We start from the raw sequence: 26,480 nt of genomic DNA, 5'->3' as shown, positions 1-26,480 counted from the left end.
ATTATGCCTGAGCCTCCCAGAAAAATTCCACGCGGGCACTTCGACCATCGTCTGACCAACTGGCATTACGGCTCAATTGACGGATCAGACCGACGCCACGTCCCGATAAACGGACACCATCCGCGGGCCGCTGCATCACCCGTTCGACATCAAAGCCCTTGCCACTGTCTTCGACGCGAATCGTCAGGCAACCGCCCTCGCCCTTCGGTGCCACCTGCAAATGCACCCGGACGAAGCCATCGCGCAGCTCATCCAGGCGCGTATTGCGCTGTTGATAATAGCGGGTAAACCCCGTTGCATCCCGTTTGAGGCCGGAGTCCAGGCCCAGTACCCCATGCTCCAGGGCGTTGGAGTACAGTTCAGCCAGCACCGTGTAGAGCGCCCCGCTTTGCGCCCGCAGCCCATGGACCTCGAGCAACAACTGCAACAGATAGGGCAGCGGATTGAAGCGCTTGAGCGTGGCAGCGCGAAACTCGAAGCTCACCGACCAGTCCAGCGGACTGGACTGGCCACTGTCGGAATACACCAACGCCGGCGGGCTCACCTGCGCCGCCTCCAGCAAGCTGACCTCGACCATGCTGACGTCGTCACGGGCTTCACCGCGAAAATCGCGCAGCGCCTGCTCGATTTCCGCGAACAACGCATCAGGCTGGTGACTGGCGGCAAACACTTGCTGCAGTCGCTCGACACCAAACAGTTGTTCGTTGGCATCGCAGGTATCGATCACACCGTCGGATAACAGAAACACCCGATCGCCGACCGCCATCGGCAACACGTCGGTGCGATCGTCAAAGGTTTGCGGGCTCAGCACGCCGAGCGGCAAGTGCCGCGCCTTCAGTGGCGTGCGCTCACCGCTGGCGATGCTGTGCAGGTAACCGTCCGGCATCCCGCCGTTCCACACCTCCACCGAACGCCCCTGAAAACTCAGGCACAGCAGCGTGGCACAGCAGAACATGTCCACCGGCAGTATGCGTTTAAGCTTGGCATTCATCTCGCGCAAGATTTCAGACAGCCCGTAACCCTTGGCCGTCATGCCATAGAAGACTTCAGCCAGGGGCATGGCCCCGACCGCCGCCGGCAATCCGTGGCCGGTGAAATCCCCGAGCAATACATGCATGTCGCCGGCCGGGGTGTACGCGGCCAGCAGCAAGTCACCGTTGAACAATGCGTAGGGCGATTGCAGGTAGCGGATATTCGGCGCACTCAGGCAACCGGAATGGGCCACCTTGTCGAATACGGCCTTGGCCACCCGCTGCTCGTTGAGCAGGTAATGGTGATGCCTGGCGATCTGGTCACGCTGCTGCAACACGGTGGCCTGCAACCGGCGCAGGCGGTCCATCGCCTTGATTTTGGCGGCCAGGATCACCTGGTTGTAGGGTTTTGCCAGAAAGTCGTCACCCCCGGCTTCCAGGCAACGCGCCAGAGCCTCGCTTTCGGTGAGCGAGGTCAGAAAGATGATCGGCACCAGGGTTTCCCCGGCCAGCGCCTTGATCTGCTGCGCCGCCTCGAAGCCGTCCATCACCGGCATCATCGCGTCCATCAACACCAGTTGCGGGCGTTGCTGACGGAATGCTTCGACCGCCTCGGCACCGTTGGCGGCCGTCAGCACTTCATGGCCCTGGCGCCGAACGATGCTCGACAGCAGCATGCGATCGGCCGCGCTGTCTTCGGCGATGAGGATCGTCAGTGATTCGAGCGGCGACTGCATGCCGTTCAACTGATGTCGAACAGTTTGTCGAAATTGGAGATGGCGAGGATCTTCTTCACGTCGGAACTGCTGTTGACCACGCGAATGTCGGAATTGTCGCCACCGGCGTGATCGCGCAGCAAGAGCAACATGCCCAGTGCCGAACTGTCGAGGTAGGTGGCTTCTTTCAAGTCGACGACGACGGCGGAGAGCTTCTTATCCTCGTAGGATTCTCGGAATTCCTGATGCTTGGCGAAATCGAATCGTCCCTTGATCGATATCGTCAGCTTTTGTCCATCCGGGGATACTTCTGATAAAACTGACATGAACGGCTTCCTTGTCTTTGGGGAACGTACGTTTAGAAGGTTTAGCATCTGCCGGGGGTGGGGGCAAGGCCGACATTTGTGGCGGGGCGGAGTACGCCTTCGCGGGCAAGCCACGCTCCCACAGGTTTTGTGTCGTTCACAGCATTTGAATAAGACACAGAACCTGTGGGAGCGTGGCTTGCCCCCGATGAACGATAACGCGGTCTTACCGATTCAATACGGATCCTGGCGCGGCAACCGCTGCGACAATTCATCCAGCAGCTTCTGCTCGCGCTTGTCTTCCAGCCGTCGCGCCTCATCCCTGTAGCGCTGCACCAGTTTGCGCAACCCTTCGACCCGGGCATACGCCTGCTGCCAGGTTTCCCGCGCCTTGTTCAGATTGTTCTGATGCCAGGCGAGGCTTTGTCGCTGCTGGTCGATGGCCGTGCCCAATTGCGCGAGGAAGCCTTGATACCCCAGCAACCATTGCCCGGAAACGCCGTTGCTGCCACGCACGATCCATTGCTCCTGATAGTCGAGCCGAAAGGCCTCAAGGTCGGCGAGCTTGCTTTCGGCCAGGCGCACCTGCCCCTGGAAATGTCCCAGGCGCTGGACCGCGGCTTTCTCGACCTTTTCGGCCATGTCCACCACCGGTGCCAGGCGGGCTGCGCGGCTCTGGGCCATGGCCGGTTAGCCGCCGGCCGCGGGGGCGAAGATCGAACCCAGGTAGGCTTCGCTTTCACCCAGGCTGATACTGTCGTTCAGGCCCTGGCGCTGGTACTTGACCAACTGCGGCTGCAGGGCAATCGCCAGGTCGGTTTCCCGGTCACCGCCTGCGACGTAGGCGCCGACGCTGATCAGGTCGCGGCTCTGTTGATAACGCGACCACAATTGCTTGAAATACTGGGCGCGGGCCATGTGTTCCTTTGACACCACCGACGGCATGACCCGGCTGATGGACGCTTCGATATCGATCGCCGGGTAGTGACCTTCCTCGGCCAGGCGCCGGGACAGGACGATGTGCCCGTCGAGCACGCCTCGCGCCGAGTCGGCAATCGGGTCCTGCTGGTCATCACCCTCGGACAACACGGTGTAGAACGCCGTGATCGAACCGCCACCCTTCTCGGCATTGCCGGCGCGCTCTACCAGCTTCGGCAACTTGGCGAACACCGACGGCGGATAGCCCTTGGTCGCGGGCGGTTCGCCGATGGCCAGGGCGATTTCCCTCTGGGCCTGGGCGAATCGGGTCAGGGAGTCCATGAGCAACAGCACATTCTTGCCCTTGTCGCGAAAATACTCGGCGATGCGCGTGCAATACATGGCCGCGCGCAGACGCATCAGCGGCGCATCGTCCGCCGGCGAGGCCACCACCACCGAACGCTTGAGGCCTTCTTCACCGAGGATGTGCTCGATGAATTCCTTGACCTCACGGCCCCGTTCACCGATCAGCCCGACCACGATGATGTCGGCCTCGGTGAAGCGGGTCATCATGCCCAACAGCACACTCTTGCCCACGCCGGTACCGGCGAACAAACCGAGGCGCTGGCCGCGACCGACCGTCAACAAGCCGTTGATGCAACGAATGCCCACGTCCAGCGGCTCGCTGATCGGTTCACGCTTGAGCGGGTTGATGGTCGGGCCGTCCATCGGCACCCAGTCTTCGGCCTTCATCCCGCCCTTGCCGTCCAGCGCCCGACCGGCACCGTCGAGCACCCGCCCGAGCATGCTCATGCCCATCGGCAGGCGACCGGTATCCGCCAGCGGCACCACGCGCGCACCGGGCGCGATCCCGGCGACGCTGCCAACCGGCATCAGAAAGACTTTGCTGCCCGAGAAGCCCATGACTTCGGCTTCGACCTGCACCGGGTGGTAACTGTCGTCGTTGATCACCATGCAGCGGCTGCCCATGGCGGCGCGCAAACCTTCGGCTTCGAGGGTCAGGCCGACCATGCGCAGCAGGCGGCCTTCGAGGATCGGCGCGCCGGCCAGCGTGGCAGCCTCGGCGTAACTGCTCAGGCGCTTGGCGAAGCTGGTGCGGTCAAGGCGCATCGGGCAGGTCCGGCGTGGGGGCAACGGCCGCGGCACTGCCCACAGGCAACTCCAGGCTCAGGTCCGGCGCAGCCGGGTGCAATGCCTGTTCATGCAGTTGATCGAACAGCTTGTCCATGACCCGCGCAATCCGGGTTTCAACCGTGGCGTCAATGCGACTATGCTCGGTCTCGACCCGGCAACCACCCGGCAGCAATGCCTCGTCCTCGACGATGCGCCAGGTTTCTTCATGGCGCTCGCGCAGGGCTTTTACCTGTTCGAAATCCTGCGGATTGATGTACAGCCGCACGTTGCCCACGCCCAATGGCAACAGCTTGAGGGCATCGCGCATGACGTGTTCGAGTTGGGTCGAGTCGATCGCCAGTTCGCGCTGGATCACTTGCCGGGTGATGTGTTGCACGAGGTCAACCAGGGACTTCTCGATCTGGGTGTCCTGCTCGGCAATGGGTTCCAGCAGGTGGCCCATCAGCTTTTCCAGCGCGGCAAGCTTCGCCGTCAGCGCCACTTCGGCTTCCTGGCGGACCTTGAGCGTGGTGCTGTGGAAGCCCTCCCGCTCGCCGGTGGCAAAACCTTCGTTATAAGCTTCCTGGCGAATGCTTTCGAGCTCTTCGAGGGTCAGCGGCTGGACGTCCTCCAGCGGCACTTCCTGCATGGGCGGCGGCTCGGGTTCAGGCTCCGGCTCGGGCTCGGGCACGTAGGGATCGAAACTGGGCAACGACCAGATATCGACACCCCTGACATCCTTGGCACGGATCAGGTCGGACGGGGACTCATCATGTTCGGTCGACATAGTGATGTCAGATCATCTCTTCGCCGCCCTTCCCACCGAGAACGATTTCTCCGGCTTCGGCCATACGGCGGGCAATGGTGAGGATTTCCTTCTGCGCGGTTTCCACGTCGCTGACGCGCACCGGGCCCTTGGCCTCGAGGTCGTCGCGCAACAGTTCGGCCGCCCGCTTGGACATGTTCTTGAAGATCTTTTCCTTGACGTTTTCGTCCGACCCCTTGAGGGCCAGCACCAGCACATCGGAGGACACTTCGCGCAGCAACGCCTGAATCCCGCGGTCGTCGACATCGGCCAGGTTGTTGAACACGAACATCAGGTCTTCGATCCGGCCGGACAGATCTTCGTCGACTTCGCGGATCGAGTCCATCAACTGGCCTTCCATCGAGCTGTCGAGGAAGTTCATGATGTCGGCCGCGCGCTTGATGCCACCCAGGTTGGTACGCGAGGCATTGGAGGCGCCGGAGAACTGCTTCTCGAGAATCTGGTTGAGTTCTTTCAGCGCGGCCGGCTGCACGGTGTTGAGCGAGGAAACCCGCAAGATAATGTCCAGGCGCACCTTGTGATCGAAGTTGCCCAGCACCTCACCGGCCTGGTCCGGGTCGAGATACGCGACCACGATCGCCTGGATCTGCGGGTGTTCATAACGGATCACGTCGGCGACGGCGCGTGGCTCCATCCACTTCAGGCTGTCCAGGCCACTGGTGTTGCCGCCCAGCAGGATGCGGTCGATCAGGCCGTTGGCCTTCTCTTCGCCCAGGGCCTGGGTCAGCATTTTGCGCACGTAGTCGTCGGAGCCGACGCCCAGGCTGGTCTGGTCGCCGACGATCTCGACGAACTCGCTCATCACCTGCTCGACCTGCTCGCGGTGCACGTTGCCCATCTGCGCCATGGCCACGCCCACGCGCTGGACCTCTTTGGGGCCCATGTGGCGCAACACCTGGGCGGCGTCGGTGGAGCCCAGGGACAGCAGCAGGATCGCGGCTTTGTCGACCTTGGACAGTTTCGCGGCAGCGGCTCTATCATTCATCTGCGTTAATCCACTCTTTGACGACCTGGGCCACACGACCCGGGTCTTCTGCCACCAGACTCTTGATTGCATTCAACTGGGCGTCATAGCCTTCGCTCGGGCTCGGCAGCAGGATGCTCTGCGGCCCGCCAAGGCTGACGCGGTCGTTGGCCAGTTCACCATCCAGACCGCCCATGCCACCCAATTCGACATCACTGCCGACGCCAACCAATTGCTTGCCTTTGCCGCCGTTGGTGATGTTGTTGAGGACCGGACGCAACACACCGAACACCAGCACCAGGATGAACAGCACACCCAGCACTTGCTTGATCACGTCCCAGAACCACGGCTGGGAGTAGAACGGCACATCGGCGATCACTTCACCGCGCTCGGCGGAGAACGGCATGTTGATCACGCTGACGCTGTCACCACGGCTGGCGTCGAAGCCGACGGCGTCCTGCACCAGACGGGTGAAGCGCGACAATTCATCGGCGGTCCACGGCGCGCGGGTGGTCTCACCGTTGGCCGGGTTGATCCTGACCTGATCGTCCACCACCACCGACACCGACAGGCGATTCAGGCGGCCCTGCTGCTGTTTGGTGTGGCTGATGGAACGGTCGAGCTCGAAGTTTTTGGTGGACTGTGAACGCTTGTCCGCCGGGTAAGGGGCAAGCATCGGCTGGCCGGTGGCCGGGTCCATGATTTGCTGACCGTTGGCGTCCAGCAGCGGCTGACCAGGCTGCACCATGCCGGCCGATGCGGTGCCGCCACCGGTGGTTGCCGGCGCGGAAGCCGGCGATGGCGGCTGGTTGCTCAGGGCACCCGGCACGCCTTGCGGGCCATTGCTGGTGGTGCGTTGTTCGTTCACCGATTGTTCGCTACGCAGCGCCGGCTGATCCGGGTTGAACTGCTCGGAGGTCGACTCGACGGCACTGAAATCCACATCGGCCGAGACTTCGGCCTTGTAACGATCGTTGCCCAGCACCGGTTGCAGAATGTTATGCACGCGCTGGGTAAGCATGCTTTCCATGCGGCGGCTGTAGTCAAACTGTTTGCCGGCCATGGTCAGCTCGGAGTTTTCCGCCTGATCCGACAGCAGGTTGCCCTTCTGATCGACCACGGTGACCTGGGATTTGCTCAGCTCCGGCACACTGGTCGCGACCAGATTGATGATCGCCAGCACCTGGCCAGGTTCCAGGGAACGGCCGGAATACAGCTCGATCAACACCGACGCACTGGGCTTGCGCTCATCGCGCACGAACACCGAGCTTTTCGGAATGGCCAGGTGCACCCGGGCACCCTTGACGTTGTTCAGGCTGGAGATGGTCCGCGCCAGTTCGCCTTCAAGGCCGCGCCGATAGCGGGTCGCTTCCATGAACTGGCTGGTGCCCAGGCCCTGGTCCTTGTCGAGGATTTCAAAACCGATATTGCCGTCGCTGGGAGTGACACCAGCGCCCGCGAGCTTGAGGCGCGCGCGGGACAGGTCTTCGGCCTTGACCAGCAAGGCGCCGGAATTGGGTTCGACTGAGTAGGCAATATCGGCGGCCGCCAGGGTATCCATGACCTGTTTGGCGTCCATGCCGGCGAGGCTGCCGTACAGGGGCCGATAGTCCGGTTGCTGGGACCACAACACCACGGCAAAGCCAATCGCCACGCTCGCCGCCAGACCGACCAACAGGCCCACCTGACGCAGCATGGTCATCTCGGAGAGATTTTCCAGAAAGGACAACCCGAACAGCGGCGGTTTGCCGCCTGCCGGAATGGCCCTGGCCGGAACGTTATCAGCGCCTGGTTCTGCCATGACTCGCTATCGTCCTTAAACCGGCATCTGCATGATGTCTTGGTAGGCCTGGACCAGCTTGTTTCGGACTTGGGTGATCGCCTGGAAAGACACGCCGGCTTTTTCCTTGGCAATCATCACGTCGGTCAAGTCGACACCGCTTTTGCCGATCTCGAACGCCGTGGACAACTGGCTGGAGGCCTGCTGGGTTTCGTTCACTTTATTCACGGCCTGACCGAGCATGTCGGCAAAGCTGCTGCCCGGTAGTTGAGGCACGGCAGCCGTCGGTTTCGGCGCAGACATGGCATCCATTTGCATGGCCCGCATATCCAGCATCAACCGATTGAATTCAATACCTTGGCTCATCGTCTACTCTCTCTGGCGACCCGCAATTTTTTGACGCTCACTCGGCGGGTAGTCAGGTGTTAGCAACAAGGGTGCCAGCTCCATGGCGCTCTGAACAAAAGACTCCCAAACGCTACGCCCCTGCAGGAGCCGGCTTGCCAGCGAAAGCGGTCTCTCGGCCAATACATGTGTTGGTTGACTGGTCGCCTTCGCTGGCAAGCCAGCTCCTACGGGGGGGGGGTGTCAGTCGATGCATGTGTTGGTTGACAGGCCGCCTTCGCTGGCAAGCCAGCTCCTACGGGGGGGGCGTGTTGCGGCAGGATTGGGTGAGTCAGGTGGCGAACAGACAGGCTTCCACGTCCATGCCGGCATCGCGCATCTGCGCCAGCTTGTAGCGCAAGGTGCGCGGACTGATGCCCAGGCGTTCGGCAGCTTCCTTGCGACGGCCTCGCTCGGCGCGCAACGTGTCGATGATCATCTGGAACTCACGGCGCCGCAAATCATCGCCCAAGGCCCCGGCGGATTCCGCTTCGACCTCCACCGCGCGCACCGTCGCAGGTGCCAAGACTGGTAACGGCGCACAGGCCACCGGCCCGGCCAAACAGAAATCCTGGGGCTGAATCAACCCGCCCTGCTGCAAAATCAACGCGCGCTGAATCGCGTTATCCAGCTCGCGCACGTTGCCAGGCCATGGATAACCGATCAGGCAGGCCTGCGCCTCGGGCGACAGGCGTGCCGCGGCATGCTTCATCTTGTTCACGTGCCTGGCCAGCAAACGCTCGGCCAGCGGCAGGATATCCGCGGTGCGCTCGCGCAACGGACGCCAGGCCAGCGGAAATACCGACAACCGATAGTACAAATCTTCACGAAACCGCCCCGCCGCCACTTCAGCGGCCAGGTCACGGTTGGTGGTGGCGACCACGCGAATATCCAGGACGATCGGCTTGCGCGCACCGACCCGCTCGACCTCCCGCTCCTGCAACACGCGCAGCAGCTTGGCCTGCAGGCCCAGGGGCATTTCGGAAATTTCGTCGAGCAGGAGGGTCCCGCCATCCGCCTGTTCGAACTTGCCGGCCTGCGCTGCGATGGCTCCGGTGAACGAGCCCTTCTCGTGTCCGAACAGCGTGGCCTCGAGCATGTTGTCCGGGATGGCTGCGCAGTTGATCGCAATGAACGGCTGACTGGCGCGGTGAGAGTGCTGGTGGATGTACCGCGCCAGCACTTCCTTGCCGGTCCCGGACTCACCGGAGATCAGCACCGTGGAATCACTGCGCGCGACCCGCGCGGCCAATGCCAGCAATTGCGCACTGGCCGGCTCGAACGCTATCGGCCCCTCGCCTTCGCTCGCACCAAGACTGCCAAGCGCATGCCGCGCCACCAGATCGAGCAAGGTCCTGGGCTCGAACGGCTTGACCAGGTAATCCGCCGCGCCCTGGCGCATCGCATCGACCGCCCGTTCCACTGCGCCATGGGCTGTCATCAGCAACACCGGCAATTGCGGCTGACGCGCCCGCAACAATCCGAGCAGTTGATGGCCATCCATGCCCGGCATGTTGACGTCGCTGAGCACCAGGTTGAACGCCTCGCAACTGACAGCAGCCAGCGCCTCCTGCGCCGAACCCACGGCGGTGTAGGCGTGCCCGCCGAGCAGCAGCGTATCCGCCAAGGCTTCGCGCAGTGCGCGGTCGTCCTCGACCAGCAACACCTTGATCGCCATGGTGCTCATTGCGCCCCCTGAACGCTGGGCTTGTCCGCCGAAAAAAGCGGCAGGCTCACCCGCGCGCAGGTGCCGCGACCGAGCCGCGAGCGCAGCTGCAATTCGCCCTGATGGGCCCGCGCCACCGCCTTGACCACGGTCAGGCCGAGGCCGGTGCCGGTGGTCTTGGTGGTGAAAAACGGCTCGCCCAGGCGGGCCAGCACCTGGCTGTCGATGCCACTGCCGCTGTCACTGACCGCGACGCACAAGTGGTTGTCGCGGGTATAGAGATGGACCTTCAAGCGCACGCCCCCGGTACTGGCCTGAATGGCGTTTTCAATGAGATTCAACAGGGCACCGACCAGGGTGTCGCGATTGCACAGCAGCTCGCCCGCATGGCTGTCGCACTGCCAGCGGATCGACACATCCTGCACCTGGGTCAGCGCCGCTGCCTGCAGTGACTGCAAGAGCATTTTCGGCGTGATGCGATCGGTCAGCGGCAGCTCGCCGCGGGCGAACACCAGCATGTCGCGCACTTGATGTTCGAGTTCATGCAAGCGCTCCTTGAGGCGCCCGGCAAAACGTTGTTGGGTCTCGACCGGCAGCGTCTGCTCAGTCAAATGACTGGCATAGAGCAAGGCCGCGGACAAGGGTGTGCGAATCTGATGGGCGAGCGAGGCGACCATGCGCCCCAGGGACGACAGACGTTCATGGCGCGCCAGTTGATCCTGCAGGTGCCGGGTTTCAGTCAGGTCGTTGAGCAGCACCAGTTGACCCGGCTCGGCATCCAGCGACCGCGTGGCGATCGACAATCGTCGGCCATCCTTGAGAGACACTTCATGACCATCGTCCTCCCGGGGCGCGAAGCACCGGGCAATAACCTGCCGCCACAACTCGCCCTCGAGGGGCAGCCCCAGCAGTTCGCAGGCCGCCGGGTTGGCTTCACGCACGATGCCCTGGGCATCGATGACGATCACGCCGCCGGGCAACAGATCAAGGAGGTGTTGCAGGCGGTTGGCCAGGCGTTCTTTTTCCGCCAGTTCCTGCATGCGCTGGGCGCTGACCACTTCCAGCTCACCCTTGAGCTCGGTGACCCGGGCCTCGAGCATGCTGTAGGAATCGGTCAACTGGCTCGACATCTGGTTGAACAGGGCAAACGACTGCTCGAGGCCAAGCCGGCTTGCCTGCTCTACGGACGGGTGCCCCGAAGCGTCAGGGACAGGAGAGATCTGGGCGGCTTGGGGCATCGTGTGCTCACTCGCTGGGCTGGACCGTCAGATAAACGGAACGTTGCGAGAGCTATAGCAATACCCGTGCCTGAAAAAACCGCACACTGTAGGAGCGAGCTTGCTCGCGAAAAACGCAAGGACAACGCGTGCATCCTGAAAGAACGCGTTATCGTTAACGACCATCGTCGGAACGCCGCCCGGAGCAAGCTCGCTTCTACAGGGGAGGACGCGATAACGCGTGTTTACCGGTTAAACGCGGCGCCTTTGAGTCCATCGCTGGCAAGCCAGCTCCTACAGGGGGGCGAAACAGGCGTCAATCCTCCGCCTGTTCATCACCCTCACGCCGGCTCATGCCGTACTTGCGCATCTTCTCCACCAGGGTGGTGCGACGAATGCGCAACCGTTCCGCGGCGCGCGCCACGATGCCATTGGCATCATCCAGCGCCTGCTGAATCAGCCCCTGTTCCAGACCACCCAGGTAGTCCTTCAGGTCCAGGCCTTCCGGCGGCAGCAGCGCGTTGGCGCTGAAGTTCGGGGCATGGCCGTTGATGGCCACCCGCTCTTCGAGATCACTGCGCAGGCTGTCGACCAGTTGCTCGTCTTCATCGTCGACATAGCGGAATTTCTTCGGCAACTCGACCACGCCGATCACCCCGTAGGGATGCATGATCGCCATGCGCTCCACCAGGTTGGCGAGCTCACGGACGTTGCCCGGCCAGCCGTGACGACACAGCGACATGATCGCCGCGGAATTGAAGCGGATCGAACCGCGCTTCTCGTGCTCCATGCGCGAGATCAGCTCGTTCATCAGCAGCGGGATGTCTTCGACACGCTCGCGCAGCGGCGCCATTTCGATCGGGAACACGTTCAGGCGGTAGTACAGGTCTTCGCGGAACGAGCCGATCTCGATCATGCTTTCAAGATTCTTGTGGGTCGCCGCGATGATGCGCACATCGACGCTCTGGGTCTTGTTGCTGCCCACGCGCTCGAACGTGCGCTCCTGCAGCACGCGCAACAGCTTGACCTGCATCGGCAGCGGCATGTCGCCGATTTCATCGAGGAACAGGGTGCCGCCATTGGCCAGCTCGAAGCGTCCGGCCCGACTGGTGATCGCCCCGGTGAAGGCGCCCTTCTCATGCCCGAACAGTTCGCTTTCCAGCAATTCCGCCGGAATCGCCCCGCAATTGACCGGCACGAACGGCGCGTCACGCCGCTTGGAGTGATAGTGGAGGTTACGTGCCACCACTTCCTTGCCGGTGCCGGACTCCCCGAGGATCAGCACGCTGGCATCGGTGTCGGCAACCTGCTGCATCATCTGCCGCACGTGCTGAATCGCCCGGCTGGTGCCGACCAGACTGCGGAAAAGATTGGGCTCGCGATGGCGACCGCGCTCGCGCGCCTGGTCGTACATCTCGCGATAGACCTGGGCACGGTGCAACGAGTCGAGCAATTTGCTGTAGCTGGGGGGCATCTCCAAGGTCGACAGCACTCGACGACGCAGGTCTTCGGGCAATTCAACGGAAGAATTATCGCCCATTAACAACACCGGAAGGAACTCATCCCAGGTCGAGAGTGTCTTTAACAGGCCCAGAAGTGCACCAGGCGCATTGACCGTCCCGATAAGGACACAGATCACTTCACGACTTGATGACAACGAGCCGACCGCCTGCTGCCAGTCATGGCTGCCGCAGGGCAAATTTTCTTCGCCAAGAAAATTCAAAATCACCGCAAGATCCCGGCGGCGAACGCTATCGTCATCTATCAGCAGAATTTTGGTTTCACGCCACATGCAATAGCAACTTCCCTAGTCAACTCGGTGCCCGAAATGAGTGGGCAAGCTAGACGTTCGCAGACCGAAAGGCCTGTAGACGCCTGAAATGTGCGAACAGCCACTAGTTAAGTCAAAAAACCGTGCACAGTCAAATTTATGGCGCACTACATGTGGGACTGCCGGTTTTTCAACCGAACAGATGGTAAACCTTTGCCGCGTTCTTCGCTTGGGTGATCTGGGACATTTCGTCGACTATCGATTGGCGCTCGCCCATCGTTGCCGTCAATAAATCCTTGTAGACCGCCAGCAGGCTTTCCAGATTCGTGCGCACCGCTGCCTCGTCGATCGGCGCTTCGGTGAGCACCTGGTCAACGCATTCCCGACACGCCATATCCAGTTCGCCGATCGCATCCCAATTGCGCTCGGCCAGCGCGTCGATAAGGGCTTCGCGGGTTTGTTCAATCCGTTGCAGTGCTTGACTCATGGCCTTTACCTCGAAGATTAAAGCGAAGTATTTCCGGGCGCGATGGCATCCCAACCTTCTTTGATATTACTGAGCAAACCGGCAACCTCATCGAGGATGCGCGGATCACTTTTGATATTCGCCTCCGTCAACCGACGCATCATGTAATCGTAGAGGTTGTCGAGATCAGACAAAGGGGTTGGCGACTTCTCAGGGTCCAGTCCCTCACGCAAACCACCGACGATTGCGACCGCTTTGCCAATACAGAGGCCTTTGGTAGCTATATCGTTACGCTCAATCGCTCCTTTTGCCTGCGCAATACGATCCAGACCTCCTTGCATCAGCATCTGTACCAATCGATGCGGGCTAGCCTCGGAAGTCTGCGCATGCGAGTTGACCATTTGATACTGGCGAAGGGCTTTCATGGGGTTCACGGCTGGTTCCTCGAAAAACAATAAGCTGTCGATTTTCTGCTATGACAGGTTATCGACCTTAGCAAGCGAAACTTTAATAACAGCCCATTACGCTCAACAAAAAAAACCCGGATCGCCTGAGGACAGGTATCCGGGTTTTACTGCCTGATGATCGTCAGTCGTCGTCATTGGCTTTGTTCAACGCATTAAGTGTCGTCATGATACTTTTGGAGCTCGCATTCAACTGCGCGATAAGGGTATCCATAGCCGTGTACTTTGCAGTCAACGTGGTTTGCAAGGATGCCACGCGGCGGGTCAATTCTTCCTGATCGACCTTGAGTGAGTCCAGGGAGTCAGTCAGGCTGGTCTGGCGCTGAGCCAGCACTCCTCCGGATTTCGCGAACGCATCAGTTGCGCTCGTCATGCGACTGATAAGGCCACTTTTGCCAGTGAATAGCTCGGCGACTTCGGAACCAAATGCCTTCACGCCCCTGTCCCATTTGGCATCATCGATGGCTAGCAGCCCGGTGCTTTTGTCGGTGTTGATGCCTAGCTGCGAAAGCATGCTTAAGCCACTGCTTCCTGCACCACCTTCCACAAATACCAGCTCATTGCGCACTGAAGACACCAGGCTACGCATCGTCGCATCACCCGTGAGCGCACCACCCGTCGTGGTCGCACCGCCAGTAGCGGTCACTGTCGCACTTACCTTGGTTTGCGTATTGATAGCCGTCATCAGCGCGTTATAAGCCGATACGAACGCTTGTGCGGAAGTTTTCAATTGCGCGGTACTGGTCGATACCGTAATTGTGGATTTTCCTTCTGCAATCAGCTCGAGATTAACCCCACTGACGACCGAACTGACAGAGTTGGAAGCGGACTCCATCTTTACATTATCGAGCGTGTACTCGGCATTCTGCGGAATGGTAGTGACCACGTAGTCTTTGGTCAGCTCATCAGCACCACTGAGGGTGAGTTCAGTACCCTTGCCGGTTGTATTCGAACTCAAAACCAATCGAGAGCCGCTGGCATCGGTAAGAATGTTTGCACTGATATTCTTCGACTTGAGCTGGGTGTTAATCGCATCACGAGTCTGCTGCAGAGTCGCACCGGGTTCGATGATGACACCGTAATCAGAACCTGATTGTGAAATGGTCAGCGTGGTTGCTTGCGTACCGCTATTGACCACGCTCGACGCCCCGCCCGCAAACACGGCGGTAGAGACCTTTGAAGCCGTGGCGAGCTTGCTGACTTCCAGGGCATAGGAACCATTGGTAGCCGTATCAGTGACCGTTGTCTTGGCAATTTTCTCATCGGAAGACGCGCCGGAAATGCTACCAAAAGCAGTGGCGGTATTGAGTTTGGCAATCGCTGCCCGGTAAGTATCCAGCGCACTCTTGATCATCGAGATACCAGACAGCGTCGTGCTGGTCGAAGCGGTCTGCTTGTCGATCTGTGCCTGCTTCGGCGCTTTTTCGGCATTAACCAAAGCGGTGACAATGCTCTGGGTGTCAATCCCTGATCCAATGCCGCTGACGGTTGAACTTGCCATACTTCTTCTCCTTACCGGACGGCCGCCATGTTCTTGACGAACGATTCACCAATAACAGCCACCATCAAAACACATGCCAGGTTAAACTTTTTCGTCAAACAGAAGGCTGTTGGCATCACTCAAGCTTGCATCCAACTTCAAAGTCACTTCTGATGGCAGCTGGCGAATGACTTCACCACTACCCGTAGCGATCACCTGGCCGCGACTCTGCCGGTCGAGTCATCAATCGAGAAATCCAGATTGTGCTCGGTGGACGGCACAAAATCTCGAATATCGGTCACCGCTTGTTCAATTCTGCCCGCTTGGGCTGTTCCACCTGTTTTTTATCGAACCACATCGGCTGACGGCGGCGACTAGTCAGGACTGATTGCCTCTACAACGCATTAAAGCTGGGACTGATTTAACGTTACACTCATATTCTATTGCTATCACTTCACATGAAAGTCAATGTAATGAATAAAAGGGCGCGTTAGACGTGCCCTTCTTTTTCACTGACCAGACGCTGGGATTACTGAAGGAGCTTCATTACAGCGGATGGCATCTGGTTAGCCTGGGACAGGATCGCAGTGGAAGCCTGTTGCAGAGTTTGTTGCTTGGTCAGTTCTGCAGACTCGGAAGCGAAGTCAGCATCCTGCACTCGACCACGGGCAGCGGTGGAGTTTTGTGCGATGCTTTGCAGGTTGGCGACGGTGCTGTCGAAACGGTTTTGAACAGCACCCAGCGCGGCGCGCTGGCTGTCGATTTGCTGGATGGCTGCATCTAGTGCCTGAACCGATTGCTGGGAACCCGCAGCGCTCAGGATGTCCAGATCACCGACGGTGGTTTGGGTTTCTGTGGCGTTGGTGATACCGGCGGTCAGGCCCAGATCACCCAGTGAACCAGTGGTGCCTGCCGAGATCGCGATGTCTGCCTTGCCGCTGAGAGCAATTTTGCCATCGGCGGTCTTAGATGCCGTTGCGCCGGCACTGGCGCTGTTGATCGAAGAGATAACGGCGTCAAGATCGCTACCTTTAGTAATCTTTATTTCGGTATTGCCGATTTTCAGTGAAGTATCAGCCGTCATCTTCACGTCTGAAGTACCGCTTTTCAGACCCAACATGGTAAGAGAGCCGCTATTGGCCGCCCCAGCGCTGTCTGCCAGTGTTAGTTTGGTGCCGTCCTTGGAGGTGATGGAAATTTGACCATCGTTGATCTGGGCATCTCCAATACCAGCCACGCCTTTAATGCTGGTCAGGATGCTGGTGATGGTAGCGCCAGCAGCAATAGTAAGATCAGTACCATTGACGTTGATACTTCCAGCTTTTGGAGTAGTGGACGCACCAACTGTATTGTTGCTGGTAGTGCCAGCAGTCAAACCAAATTTGCCAGCGTCTGCACCTGCAATGGAAACCGAACCAGTAGGATTGGTTATTGCGATAGGATCAGTACCAGCCGCTGCAACTGCGGTGAACGCAGCGTTGCCCGTTGCAGCCCGTACCTGAGCTTGAATCTTAGCGGCAACCAAAGTACTGGTGTTATCGCCAGCGGCCAACGTAATATCAACACCGTTGACGCTAAGCTTTTCGGTTCCGGTTGGAGCGAACCCGGTATAAGCAACACCCGTTACAGTAGTCGAAGCCAGCGTAGTGGTGGAACCTTCTACGCTAGCAGCCATGGCCGACATGTTGGTGCCAGTAACAGAAGCGCTGCTATAAGACCCTTTCAAACCAGCGGCGCTCAGGTCGCCCATGCCGAACGAAATGGTTTCGTTAGCGCTGGCGCCTACCTGGAAGCTGGTGTTGTTGAACGAACCGTCGAGCAGGTTCTTGCCACCGAAAGTGGTAGTGCTGGAAATACGGTTCAGCTCACCCGACAGTGCGGTGAATTCCTGATTCAGGGAAGTACGATCCTCATCGCTGTTCGCGCCGTTGGACGATTGCAGGGCCAGTTCACGCATACGCTGCAGGATGTTAGTGGATTCCTGCATCGCACCTTCAGCCGTCTGGGCGATGGAGATACCGTCGTTGGCGTTTTTAACGGCAACGTTCAGACCGTTGATCTGGCTGGTCAGACGGTTAGCGATCTGCAGGCCGGCAGCGTCATCTTTGGCGCTGTTGATTTTCAGGCCGGAGGACAAGCGGTTCATCGAATTGCTCAGCGCATCGGAAGCCTTGTTCAGGTTTCTCTGAACGCCCAGGGAGGTAGTGTTGGTATTTACTGACATGGACATGACGAAATCCTCATTGGATGAATACTGCGGCTTCCGGCCCTGGCAACCGCCGGGTGTGGCCTAGAGAACCTTCGTAATGGTTATCGTCGTGAATGCAATTTGCTTGAGGGCTTTTTTCGAATTATTTACTAGCACCGTGCCACTTCTTTAGATTCAAGGCCTTACATCACCCTGCGCCAAACGCAAAAACGCCCAGGACCTTTCGGTCAGGGGCGTTTCGTTGTAGCCGTTAGTCGCGGATCAAGGGCGGTGGATAATCGCCGAGCCCCAGGACAGGCCCACACCAAAACCACTGATCGCCACACGCTTCCAGCTGGAATCGAACATGTGCTTTTCCAGCAGCAACGGAATGCTCGAAGACACGGTGTTGCCGGTCTCGACCATGTCCTTGATGAACTTCTCCGGCTCGTTCTCAAAACGCCGGGCCACGGCATCGACGATGGCCGCGCTGCCTTGGTGAATGCAGAACGCATCGACGTCCCGGGAAGTCAGGCCCGACTCATCAAGCAACTCATGCAAATGCGCCGGCACCTTGAGCAGGGCAAAGTTGAACACCTGCCGCCCGTTCATATAGAACACCCCGTCGGTCACCTTCAGGTGAGGCGCGCCGGAGCCGTCGGTGCCGAACTTGGCTTTGTCCAGTTGCCAGACTGCGTCTTCACCCATCCAGGTGGCAGTAGCAGCGTCGCCGAACAGCATGGTGGTGTTGCGGTCTTGCGGGTCGACGATCTTCGAATACGGGTCGGCGGTGATCAGCAGGCCATTCTTCAGGCCTGCGGCTTCCATGAAGCCTTTGATCGCATAGATGCCGTAGACGTAGCCCGAGCAGCCCAGTGAGATGTCGAAGGCCGCGACGTTGGTCGACAGGCCCAGCTTGTCCTGGACGATGGCGGAGGTGTGGGGCAGACCTTCTTCGTCACCGTTCTGGGTGACGACAATCAGCACGTCGATGGATTGACGATCGAGTTGCGGATTATTTGCAAACAAGGCATTGGCCGCTTCGACACAGAGGTCGGAGGTTTCTTGCGCAGCGTCCTTGCGCGGCAGGAAGGCCGAACCGATTTTCCCGAGGATAAACTCTTCATCCTTTTCGAATTTCGCGCCCTGAGCATAATTATCCAGCCCACTCGCTGGCACGTAGCTGGCAATGCTTTTTATGCCAATCATTGTGGCTTCCCAATACTAAATAGCTGGAGATCACCGCTCGCAGACCGAGAGGTACTGAAAATACTGGATTTCACCGAGTGAAAAAATACGGTACAGACGCTTCAGAAACCCTGAAAACACGTCCGGCAAGGGTCAGCCCCCTGCTCATCCTTTCTGACACAATACAGTGAAGATGCTCATTATGACTCGCAGGTCACGCATTTTGCGTGCCTTGTGCAAATTGTAGGAGCGAGATTGCTCGCGATGGTCGTTAACGATGAGGCGTTTATTCTGGATAAACGCGTTGCCCTTAAGACCATCGCGAGCAAGCTCGCTCCTACAAAAAACGGCATTTCCCGCGAGAGAGTGCCGGCCATAGGGCAAGGATCAAAGCTTGTTGAACAGACTCAACTGGGCGATTTTCACGAACGCCAGCTGCGATGCTTGCAGCAGCGATTGCTGGAATGCGAGCTCGATGGACGCCGTGGCGACATCCGTATCACCGATCGCCGCCTGCGTACTGGTGTTGCTCAAGCCCTGGCTGACATTCTCGGCACTCTGGATGTCGATGGCGTTCAAGCGCGCACCTATCGACCCTCGAACGTCATCGACCCGCTCACTGGCATTGGACAGGTTGCCGATCGCCGCATTGATCGTGTCCTTCAGCTTGATCTGTGCCAGAACGTTTTCATCGGACGGTGTTTCCAGCGCCTGGCGTAACTGACTCAGGGTATCCAGTGCACTTTGCGTCTGGTGATTGCTCGCCCCCACCACAAACTGATCTTCTGCTTGCGGGTCCCCGGTAAAATCAAACTTCACCCCTGCGAACGTGATCGAGCCGGCAGCCAGAGTACCCTCGCCAATCGACTTGCTGTCTGCCCCCACAGGCTGGGCATAGACGTTGTAGTTGGTGGCATCGATGAACTTGATGACTACGCCACTGTTGGGAAAACCCTTGACGTAGTCATCCTGGTTCGCGACGCCGGACTGCGTGATCTGAGCCGTCGAATCGTTGCTCGGGGTCCGTGATGCATTGAAGCTGTCAGGTTGGGTGCCCAGCGAGAAAATGTGATCCTTGACCTCTTCGTCAGGGGTCATTGGCAGGTTGGTCACAGGATCGACAGGCGCCTTGAGGCGCAGGGTGATGTCGAACTCCACGCCCCGCAGACTGATGGTCGCGCCATCTTCTTTTTTCGCATCGAACACGCCGTTGCCAGGCACTTCGGACGTCACATCCTTACCATCCTTGTCCGCGATGGTGTAATGCGTGCTGTCTACAAACTTCAGTTCGTAGGGTTCTCCAGCAGTAAAACTATTGGTATAGGCCGCATTCGACTTCATCAAGCCTGCGGACACTGAAACGGTACCGTCATTAGGCTTCGACGGATCTAGAGTCGCTTGGGTGCGCCCCGAGTTTGCAGCCGACTCGAGGATGTTTTTACCCGTATCGCTGCTGGCAATGGATAAAGTGTCCGACACCTGAAGGCTCAACTGGGTGTCATCACCTTGATAGGCGTAGGTGCCGTCGTTGTTACGCACATACGGCGGCGTCGAGGTTTTCGAGCCCGCGAACATGTAGTTGCCCAGCGAGTCCTTGCTGTTGAGCAAGCTCAATACTTGCGCTTCAATCTCGCCTATCTCGCCGGCAATGGTTTTTCGATCGGCATCACTGTAGCCACCATTACCCGCCTGGAGCGCCAACTCGCGAGCGCGCTGCAGCGCGGTGTTGACGCTATCCAGCACGCTTTCCTGGTTGGCCAGTGAACTCTTGATGCTGCCCATGTTGGTGGTGTACTGCCCCAGCATCGCCTTCTGTTGTTGCAGCATCAGCAACTGCGACGCACCCACTGGGTCATCACCGGCACTTTGAATCCGCACACCTGAGGTGATCTGTTCCTGGGTCTTGACGATCGAGGAGAAGTTATTCTGGTACTTGGCCGCACTCGTCTCGAAGTACTGGGCTGTAGAAATTCGCATCGTCGAAGACTCCCTTAAAGACTGTTGATCAGCGTGCTGAAGATTTCTTGCGCGGCCTTGATGATCTGCGACGACGCGGTGTAGTACTGCTGGAACTTGACCAGGTCGGCGGCTTCATCGTCGAGGTTGACCTGGGACACCGAGGCCACCTCGGACTTGGCACGCGCCAGAATCGCACCGCTTGCCGTGCTGTCGCCGAGGGCCTGGCTGGCCTTGGCGCCGACTTGTCCCACCAGTTTGCTGTAGGCCGTGCCCATGCTCATGCCGGCGTTGCCTTCACTGACACCAACCGTGGCCTTGGTCTGCAAGCCCAACAGTTCGTTGGCGTTACGGTTGTCTTTCTTGCCATCCACGTTGAATGCAACTTCGTACTTGTCATTCTTCGAAGGCGCGCCACTGACGGTGGTGTTGAAGGAAAAAGATTTGCCGGGGATCACCGCGCCAGACGCGTCGAGCATCGGCACTTTGATGTTCAGATCGTTGCCTTGGCCGGGAACGATCGTGCCCTTATGAATGCTCTGCCCTTTCGAGTCGAATACTTCGTACTCCTGGCTACCGCCCACCGCGTCTTTGAAAGTCAGCGTCACCGGCATCGAATTCTTGATGCCTGCTTGCAGGTCTGCCAGGTCGGCACCACTATAAATGTCCATCGGAATGGACAGTGCGGGCGGTGTCAGCGCACCGGTGCCACTGTTGCCGGTGCCGCTGGTCGCGACGAGAGGGCCGGCGAACGCCAGCTTGTTCGAGTCGGTCATCTGGGTGGTGATGGCACTCGCGCCGCCACGGGTCGCAATGACCTTGAACGAATCTCCGGCGCTCAGACCGCCGCCGTTGAGATCAAGCTTGAAACCATCGATTTCTGCCGCGGGCGACAGGTCGAAAGCCCCCATCTCCTTGCCATCGGAACGCTTGACGGTGTACTTGTCCGCGGCTGTGAAGGTGACCTGGTAATCAAACGTGGTCAATGCACTGGAATTAGTGATGGTGACGTTGAGGTTGCCGGAACCGGCACTGTTATTCGACGCCCCCAGGCTTCGCTGACTGATGGCGGCAGCACTGTTGATGTTGGAGAACAACGAGGCACCAAACTCGCCATTGGCATCCAGCCCCTGCCCCAACTGGCTATTGATCTTGTCGGCAACCACCAGCGCCGTGCGGCCCAGGTCATTCATCGCCGGCGCCAGCACGTCTTCGCGATAGCGCAGCAATCCACCGATCTTGCCGCCGCTGATGACCGAGGTCACGTCACTGACCGACGACGGCGAGTTGATCTGGACATTCAGCTGACTTTTGTCGATCCCGCTTCTGGCAGTCGAGAGTGTGTTCGCCGTGTTTCCCATCACCAGCGACTGCCCCGTGCCCAGGGAAACGTTGTAACTGCCGTTGTGCTCCTGGACGGTGACACCGACCAATTCGTTGAGCGTACGGACAGCTTCATTGCGCGCATCGAGCAAGTTGCCGGGGCCACTGCCGCTCGCATTGCCGGCCTGGGAAATTTGCTGGTTCAACGAGGCAATCGACGACGTCAGCTGGTTGACCTTGTCGGTCATCGTCGTCAACTGACTGTTGATACCTTCATTCTGCTGCTGCATCTGTGACGCCAGGGCGTTGAAGCGGCTGCTCAACGTTTGCGCATTAGTCAACAGCAACTGCCGCGCAGCGATGTCGCTCGGCGCACCGGCAGACGTCTGCACCGAGGCGAAGAAGCTGCTCAGTACCGCACCGATCCCCGTGGTCTTGTCGGAGAAGAGTTTGTCGAGCGGGTTCACTTGCTCGAGGTAGGCGTTGGCATCGCTACTCAGCGAGGTGGAGGTTTGCAGCTGGTTATCGAGGTAAGCGTTATACACCCGACGCACATCGGCCAGGGTCGTACCGCTGCCGATAAACACCCCGCCATTGAGGTGCGAAGTATTACTGCTCTGAAGGGTTTGCTGGCGTGAGTAGCCGGCGGTGTTGGCGTTGGCAATGTTGTTGCCGACGGTCGCCAACGACACCTGGCTGGCGTTCAGACCCGACATCCCGATATTGAGCAAACTCATGATTCAGACCCTTATGCCTATATAGGCGTGGTGGAAACACCCGCCGCAGCGTAGTTCTGGTAACTGGTCATCTGCCTGGCTATCTGCGAAATCTTGCTGGCGTAGTCCGGGTCGGTGGCGTAACCGGCCTTCTGCAACTCGCGCACAAATTGTTCCGGGTTATCGGCGGATTTCACGACGTCTTGATAACGATTGTTCGATTGCAGCAAGGTCACAAGGTCATGGAAGCTGTCTTTGTACGAAGCGTAGGAACGGAACTGCGCCGTCTCCTTGACCATGGCGCCATTTCTGAATTCGCTGGTGATCGCCCGCGCCGAATCGCCCTGCCAGCTGCTGCCGGCCTTGATGCCGAACAGGTTGTGGCTGCTGCTGCCGTCCTGGGCGCGCATGACCGATTTGCCCCAACCGGTTTCCAGGGCGGCCTGGGCCACCAGGTAGCGGGGATCGACGCCGATGCGGTCGGCGGCTTCCTTGGCCATCGGCAGCATGGTGTTGACGAATTCGTCGGCGGAGCTGAAGGCCTTTTTTGCCGGTGCCAGGGGGATTTGTGCCATGGCACGACCCTGGATCTGCAGGCGCCCAGTGGCGCTGGTATCGGTTTGTGCCGTCAGCCAATCGCCGTTGTACAAGGGGCCGGCCCCGGTCCTGGTGCTCGGCGGCACCTGCGAATTGTTCAGCGCGGTGGTGGCGGACGGCATCGTGGTCGATGTCTTGGTCGATGCCGATGGCACCAGCCCGGCGAGCAAGCGGTCGGCCAGTTTCGGTGGCAGGGCCAGGCGCCGCTGATTGATCAGGGCCATGTCGTTGTGATGCGCGCCCTCGCCCGCATTCGCCGCCGACTTTACCGAGCGCGACGCCCACAACGGTCGCTCGCCATTGAGACGCGACAACGGCCCTTGGGTGGCGACAGTACCAGCGCCAATCGGTGTTTCCACCGCGGCTTTGGCGGCAGCCTGCTGGGCGGCGGACGCGGCAGCGGCTTCGCCCGGCGCCAGGGGTTTGTTCTTCGCCATCTGACGCATCAACACGTCCGCCAGGCCGATGCCGCCGCCTTCGCGGGACATGGATACGGCGAGCTGCTGGTCGTACATTTCCTGGTACTGCTTGGCCGCCGGGGTGTTGAGCGGGTTGTCCTGGCCCAGTGCGTCGGTGGCCGAGCGCATGGACTTGAGCATTTCACCGAGGAACAGCGACTCGAATTCCTGCGCGACCTTGCGCAGGTTGCCGTCGCTGTTCTTGTCGCCGACCTTGAGCTGGTTCAGGCGATTGAGGTCTGAATAGGAACCCGAGTCGCTGCTGCTGACCCCCAGCCCCTTGCGCATGTCCATGCTCGTCATCCTCAGATCACGATCAGGTCGGCTTGCAAGGCGCCGGCCTGTTTCAGCGCTTCGAGGATGGCCATCAAGTCACCTGGCGCGGCGCCGACCTGGTTCACCGCCCGGACGATTTCGTCGAGGGTGGTGCCCGGGCCGAACTTGAACATCGGCTTGGCTTCCTGTTGGGCGTTGACCCGCGAGCGCGGCACGACCGCCGTCTGCCCGTTGGACAGTGGGCCTGGCTGGCTGACGATCGGGTCTTCGGTGATGGTCACGGTCAGGCTGCCGTGGGTCACGGCGGCCGGGGATACCTTGACATTCTGGCCGATCACGATGGTGCCGGTGCGGGAGTTGATGATGACTTTCGCCACCGCCTGGCCCGGATCGACTTCGAGATTTTCAAGGATCGACAGGTAGTCGACGCGCTGGCTCGGGTCCAGGGGCGCGCTGACGCGAATCGAGCCACCGTCGATGGCCTGGGCGACACCGGGGCCGAGCAGGTCGTTGATCTTGTCGACGATGCGCTTGGCGGTGGTGAAGTCCGAACGGTTGAGGTTCAGGGTCAGGCTGTTGCCCTGGTTGAAACCGCTCGGCACCGAACGCTCGACCGATGCACCTCCGGGGATACGTCCCGCAGAGGGCACATTGACGGTGATCTTGGAACCGTCGCGACCTTCGGCATCGAAGCCGCCGACCACCAGGTTGCCCTGGGCGATGGCGTAGACGTTGCCGTCGATCCCCTTGAGCGGGGTCAGCAGCAAGGTGCCGCCGCGCAGGCTCTTGGAGTTGCCAATGGAGGACACGGTGATGTCGATCTGCTGACCCGGCTTGGCGAACGCCGGCAAGTCGGCACTGATCGATACCGCGGCGACGTTTTTCAACTGCACGTTGCCCGAACCCGGCGGCACCTTGATGCCGAACTGCGAGAGCATGTTGTTGAAGGTCTGCAGGGTGAACGGAGTCTGGGTCGTCTGGTCACCGGTGCCGTTGAGCCCGACCACCAGGCCGTAGCCGATCAATTGGTTGGTGCGCACCCCGGAAATGCTGGCGATATCTTTCAGCCGCTCGGCCTGGACGCTGGACGCTGCACACACCATCAACGCAGCGACGATGAGACTTCTCAAATTCAACGTGACCACCTAGAAAGGGAACAGCGGGCTGAGGAAGAAACGGTCGAACCAGCCAGGCTGACTCGCATCGGCGAAGGCACCGGTGCCCGAATAGGTGATGCGCGCGTCGGCAACCCGGGTCGAGGACACGGTGTTGTCGGTGGAGATGTCATCGGCACGCACCAGGCCGGCAATCCGCACCAGTTCGTCACCGGTATTGAGGGTCAGCCACTTTTCGCCGCGCACGGCGATGATGCCGTTGGGCAAGACGTCGGCGACGGTCACCGTGATCGAACCGGTCAGGCTGTTGCTCTGGCCGGATTTGCTGTCGCCCTTGGTCGCACGGTCGCCGGCGTAACCGACGTCCAGGCTCAGGTTGCCACTGCCCACCGGATCGCTGGTGCTCAGGCCACCGCCGAAAAACGAGCTCAGGCCGATGCCGGTCTTGCTGTTCTTGGCGGTTTGCGAATTGGCGTTCTTGCTGGCCTGGGTGCGCTCGTTCAGGGTGATGGTGATGATGTCACCGACCCGGAACGCCTTGCGGTCGCTATACAGGTTCTGTTCGAAACCGGCCTGGTAGATCGAGCCGTTATTGGCCGCAGCCGGCAGGGGCGTGCGCGGCAGCACCGGGGCGTAGTAAGGGTCATTGGGCTTGGGCGGCGGGGAGACACAGCCCGCGAGCGCGGTGATCCCACTCAGTGCCAGGACAGATACAAAGCGATTCATGACCCTACCTCACGGTGTTGCCGGCGACCTCGTGGCCGCCCCATGGACTTGATTACAGATTCTGCGTGACGAACGAGAGCATCTGGTCGGCGGTGGAAATCACCTTGGAGTTCATCTCGTAGGCGCGCTGGGTGGTGATCATGTTGACCATCTCCTCAACGGTGCTGACGTTGGAGGTTTCCAGGGTGTTCTGCAGCGTGGTGCCGAAACCGGCCAGGCCCGGGGTGCCGACTTGCGGCGCGCCGCTGGCGGCGGTTTCCAGAAACAGGTTGTTGCCCACGGCCTGCAGGCCGGCCGGGTTGATGAAGTCGGCGGTTTGCAGGTTGCCGATCACCTGGGCGGCCGGGTTGCCGGCCACGGTGATGGACACGGTGCCGTCGCGACCGACCGTGAAGGTCTGCGCGTCGTTGGGGATGACAATCGCCGGTTCCAGGGCGAAGCCGCTGGCATTGACGATCTGGCCGTTGGAATCGAGGTGGAAGGTGCCGTCACGGGTGTAGGAGGTGGTGCCGTCCGGTTGCAGGATCTGGAAAAAACCGCGGCCGTCGATGGCCATGTCCAAGGGTTGCTCGGTGGTCTGCAGGCTGCCGGCGGTGAAGTTTTTCTGGGTGCCGACGATGCGCACACCGGTGCCCACTTGCAGACCCGACGGCAGTTCGCTGTCCTGGGTCGACTGGGCGCCTGGTTGGCGCTTGATCTGGTAGAGCAAGTCCTGGAACTCGGCGCGGTCGCGTTTGAAACCCGTGGTCGAGACGTTGGCCAGGTTGTTGGAAATGGTCGTCAGGTTGGTGTCCTGGGCGGACAGACCTGTTTTGGCAACCCAAAGAGCCGGAAGCATTCGATTCTCCTCGTGCGCCTGTTTAACGGCGCGACGT

The 26,480-nt window shown here is 59.9% G+C and carries 22 protein-coding genes and 1 pseudogene; all 23 read right to left on the bottom strand.

The window, feature by feature from the left end; genetic code table 11:
- Position 1: 1 nt before the first annotated feature.
- Entirely contained in the window at positions 2 to 1,708 is a 1,707-nt protein-coding gene (locus tag J2W17_RS01460) for an ATP-binding SpoIIE family protein phosphatase (protein ID WP_307328078.1), read from the bottom strand.
- Between the two features lie 5 nt (positions 1,709 to 1,713).
- Positions 1,714 to 2,013 carry an STAS domain-containing protein gene (locus J2W17_RS01455; RefSeq protein ID WP_307328075.1) on the bottom strand — a complete coding sequence of 100 codons (300 nt, stop codon included), beginning with the start codon at positions 2,011 to 2,013 and terminating at the stop codon, positions 1,714 to 1,716.
- A gap of 213 nt (positions 2,014 to 2,226) precedes the next feature.
- Positions 2,227 to 2,676, bottom strand: coding sequence for a flagellar export protein FliJ (gene fliJ / locus J2W17_RS01450; protein WP_307328072.1), 450 nt, complete (start codon positions 2,674 to 2,676; stop codon positions 2,227 to 2,229).
- A 6-nt stretch (positions 2,677 to 2,682) separates the two neighbouring features.
- Positions 2,683 to 4,041, bottom strand: coding sequence for a flagellar protein export ATPase FliI (gene fliI, locus J2W17_RS01445; RefSeq protein WP_307328069.1), 1,359 nt, complete (start codon positions 4,039 to 4,041; stop codon positions 2,683 to 2,685).
- On the bottom strand, positions 4,031 to 4,831 hold the full coding sequence (fliH, locus tag J2W17_RS01440) for a flagellar assembly protein FliH (protein WP_307328066.1): 801 nt from the start codon (positions 4,829 to 4,831) through the stop codon (positions 4,031 to 4,033). The genes fliI and fliH overlap by 11 nt, the downstream gene beginning before the upstream one ends.
- A gap of 7 nt (positions 4,832 to 4,838) precedes the next feature.
- Positions 4,839 to 5,855 (bottom strand): flagellar motor switch protein FliG, encoded by a 1,017-nt coding sequence (gene fliG, locus J2W17_RS01435; RefSeq protein ID WP_307328063.1) that lies wholly within the window; start codon positions 5,853 to 5,855, stop codon positions 4,839 to 4,841.
- Positions 5,848 to 7,635: a flagellar basal-body MS-ring/collar protein FliF gene (gene fliF / locus J2W17_RS01430; protein WP_307328059.1), complete on the bottom strand. Its 1,788-nt coding sequence runs from the start codon at positions 7,633 to 7,635 to the stop codon at positions 5,848 to 5,850. Before fliF ends, fliG begins: the two co-directional genes overlap by 8 nt.
- A 15-nt stretch (positions 7,636 to 7,650) precedes the next feature.
- The gene (fliE, locus tag J2W17_RS01425) at positions 7,651 to 7,980 is read right to left on the bottom strand and encodes a flagellar hook-basal body complex protein FliE (protein ID WP_064679115.1); all 330 of its coding nucleotides are present in this window, start codon (positions 7,978 to 7,980) and stop codon (positions 7,651 to 7,653) included.
- 310 nt (positions 7,981 to 8,290) lie between these two features.
- Complete coding sequence (locus J2W17_RS01420) at positions 8,291 to 9,676, bottom strand: sigma-54-dependent transcriptional regulator (RefSeq protein ID WP_307329441.1); 1,386 nt, start codon at positions 9,674 to 9,676, stop codon at positions 8,291 to 8,293.
- 5 nt (positions 9,677 to 9,681) lie between these two features.
- The gene (locus J2W17_RS01415) at positions 9,682 to 10,902 is read right to left on the bottom strand and encodes a sensor histidine kinase (RefSeq protein ID WP_307328054.1); all 1,221 of its coding nucleotides are present in this window, start codon (positions 10,900 to 10,902) and stop codon (positions 9,682 to 9,684) included.
- Positions 10,903 to 11,197: 295 nt separating this feature from the next.
- On the bottom strand, positions 11,198 to 12,673 hold the full coding sequence (locus J2W17_RS01410) for a sigma-54 dependent transcriptional regulator (protein ID WP_307328051.1): 1,476 nt from the start codon (positions 12,671 to 12,673) through the stop codon (positions 11,198 to 11,200).
- 169 nt (positions 12,674 to 12,842) lie between these two features.
- Complete coding sequence (fliT, locus tag J2W17_RS01405) at positions 12,843 to 13,139, bottom strand: flagellar protein FliT (RefSeq protein ID WP_307328049.1); 297 nt, start codon at positions 13,137 to 13,139, stop codon at positions 12,843 to 12,845.
- A 17-nt stretch (positions 13,140 to 13,156) separates the two neighbouring features.
- Positions 13,157 to 13,552: a flagellar export chaperone FliS gene (gene fliS / locus J2W17_RS01400; RefSeq protein WP_307328046.1), complete on the bottom strand. Its 396-nt coding sequence runs from the start codon at positions 13,550 to 13,552 to the stop codon at positions 13,157 to 13,159.
- A 154-nt stretch (positions 13,553 to 13,706) separates the two neighbouring features.
- Positions 13,707 to 15,083: a flagellar filament capping protein FliD gene (gene fliD / locus J2W17_RS01395; RefSeq protein ID WP_307328042.1), complete on the bottom strand. Its 1,377-nt coding sequence runs from the start codon at positions 15,081 to 15,083 to the stop codon at positions 13,707 to 13,709.
- A gap of 81 nt (positions 15,084 to 15,164) precedes the next feature.
- Positions 15,165 to 15,376, bottom strand: a pseudogene (locus tag J2W17_RS01390) (flagellar protein FlaG); the annotation flags it as partial.
- Positions 15,377 to 15,591: 215 nt separating this feature from the next.
- A complete protein-coding gene (locus J2W17_RS01385; RefSeq protein WP_307328040.1) occupies positions 15,592 to 17,292 on the bottom strand; it encodes a flagellin N-terminal helical domain-containing protein in 1,701 nt (566 codons plus the stop codon).
- Between the two features lie 240 nt (positions 17,293 to 17,532).
- The gene (locus tag J2W17_RS01380; protein WP_307328038.1) at positions 17,533 to 18,459 is read right to left on the bottom strand and encodes a ketoacyl-ACP synthase III; all 927 of its coding nucleotides are present in this window, start codon (positions 18,457 to 18,459) and stop codon (positions 17,533 to 17,535) included.
- A gap of 366 nt (positions 18,460 to 18,825) precedes the next feature.
- Positions 18,826 to 20,415, bottom strand: a complete 1,590-nt coding sequence (locus tag J2W17_RS01375) for a flagellar hook-associated protein 3 (protein ID WP_307328036.1) — start codon at positions 20,413 to 20,415, stop codon at positions 18,826 to 18,828.
- A 14-nt stretch (positions 20,416 to 20,429) separates the two neighbouring features.
- The gene (gene flgK / locus J2W17_RS01370; RefSeq protein WP_307328032.1) at positions 20,430 to 22,454 is read right to left on the bottom strand and encodes a flagellar hook-associated protein FlgK; all 2,025 of its coding nucleotides are present in this window, start codon (positions 22,452 to 22,454) and stop codon (positions 20,430 to 20,432) included.
- Positions 22,455 to 22,471: 17 nt separating this feature from the next.
- Positions 22,472 to 23,782, bottom strand: a complete 1,311-nt coding sequence (flgJ, locus tag J2W17_RS01365) for a flagellar assembly peptidoglycan hydrolase FlgJ (RefSeq protein ID WP_307328030.1) — start codon at positions 23,780 to 23,782, stop codon at positions 22,472 to 22,474.
- A gap of 11 nt (positions 23,783 to 23,793) precedes the next feature.
- Positions 23,794 to 24,867 carry a flagellar basal body P-ring protein FlgI gene (locus J2W17_RS01360; protein ID WP_307329438.1) on the bottom strand — a complete coding sequence of 358 codons (1,074 nt, stop codon included), beginning with the start codon at positions 24,865 to 24,867 and terminating at the stop codon, positions 23,794 to 23,796.
- Between the two features lie 42 nt (positions 24,868 to 24,909).
- A complete protein-coding gene (gene flgH, locus J2W17_RS01355) occupies positions 24,910 to 25,605 on the bottom strand; it encodes a flagellar basal body L-ring protein FlgH (protein ID WP_307328029.1) in 696 nt (231 codons plus the stop codon).
- A gap of 52 nt (positions 25,606 to 25,657) precedes the next feature.
- A complete protein-coding gene (flgG, locus tag J2W17_RS01350; RefSeq protein ID WP_128871735.1) occupies positions 25,658 to 26,443 on the bottom strand; it encodes a flagellar basal-body rod protein FlgG in 786 nt (261 codons plus the stop codon).
- Positions 26,444 to 26,480 lie beyond the last annotated feature (37 nt).

This window comes from Pseudomonas lini, assembly GCF_030812475.1.
Classification (GTDB): Bacteria; Pseudomonadota; Gammaproteobacteria; order Pseudomonadales; family Pseudomonadaceae; genus Aquipseudomonas; species Aquipseudomonas lini_A.
This window is presented reverse-complemented; position numbering and strand designations above follow the sequence as displayed.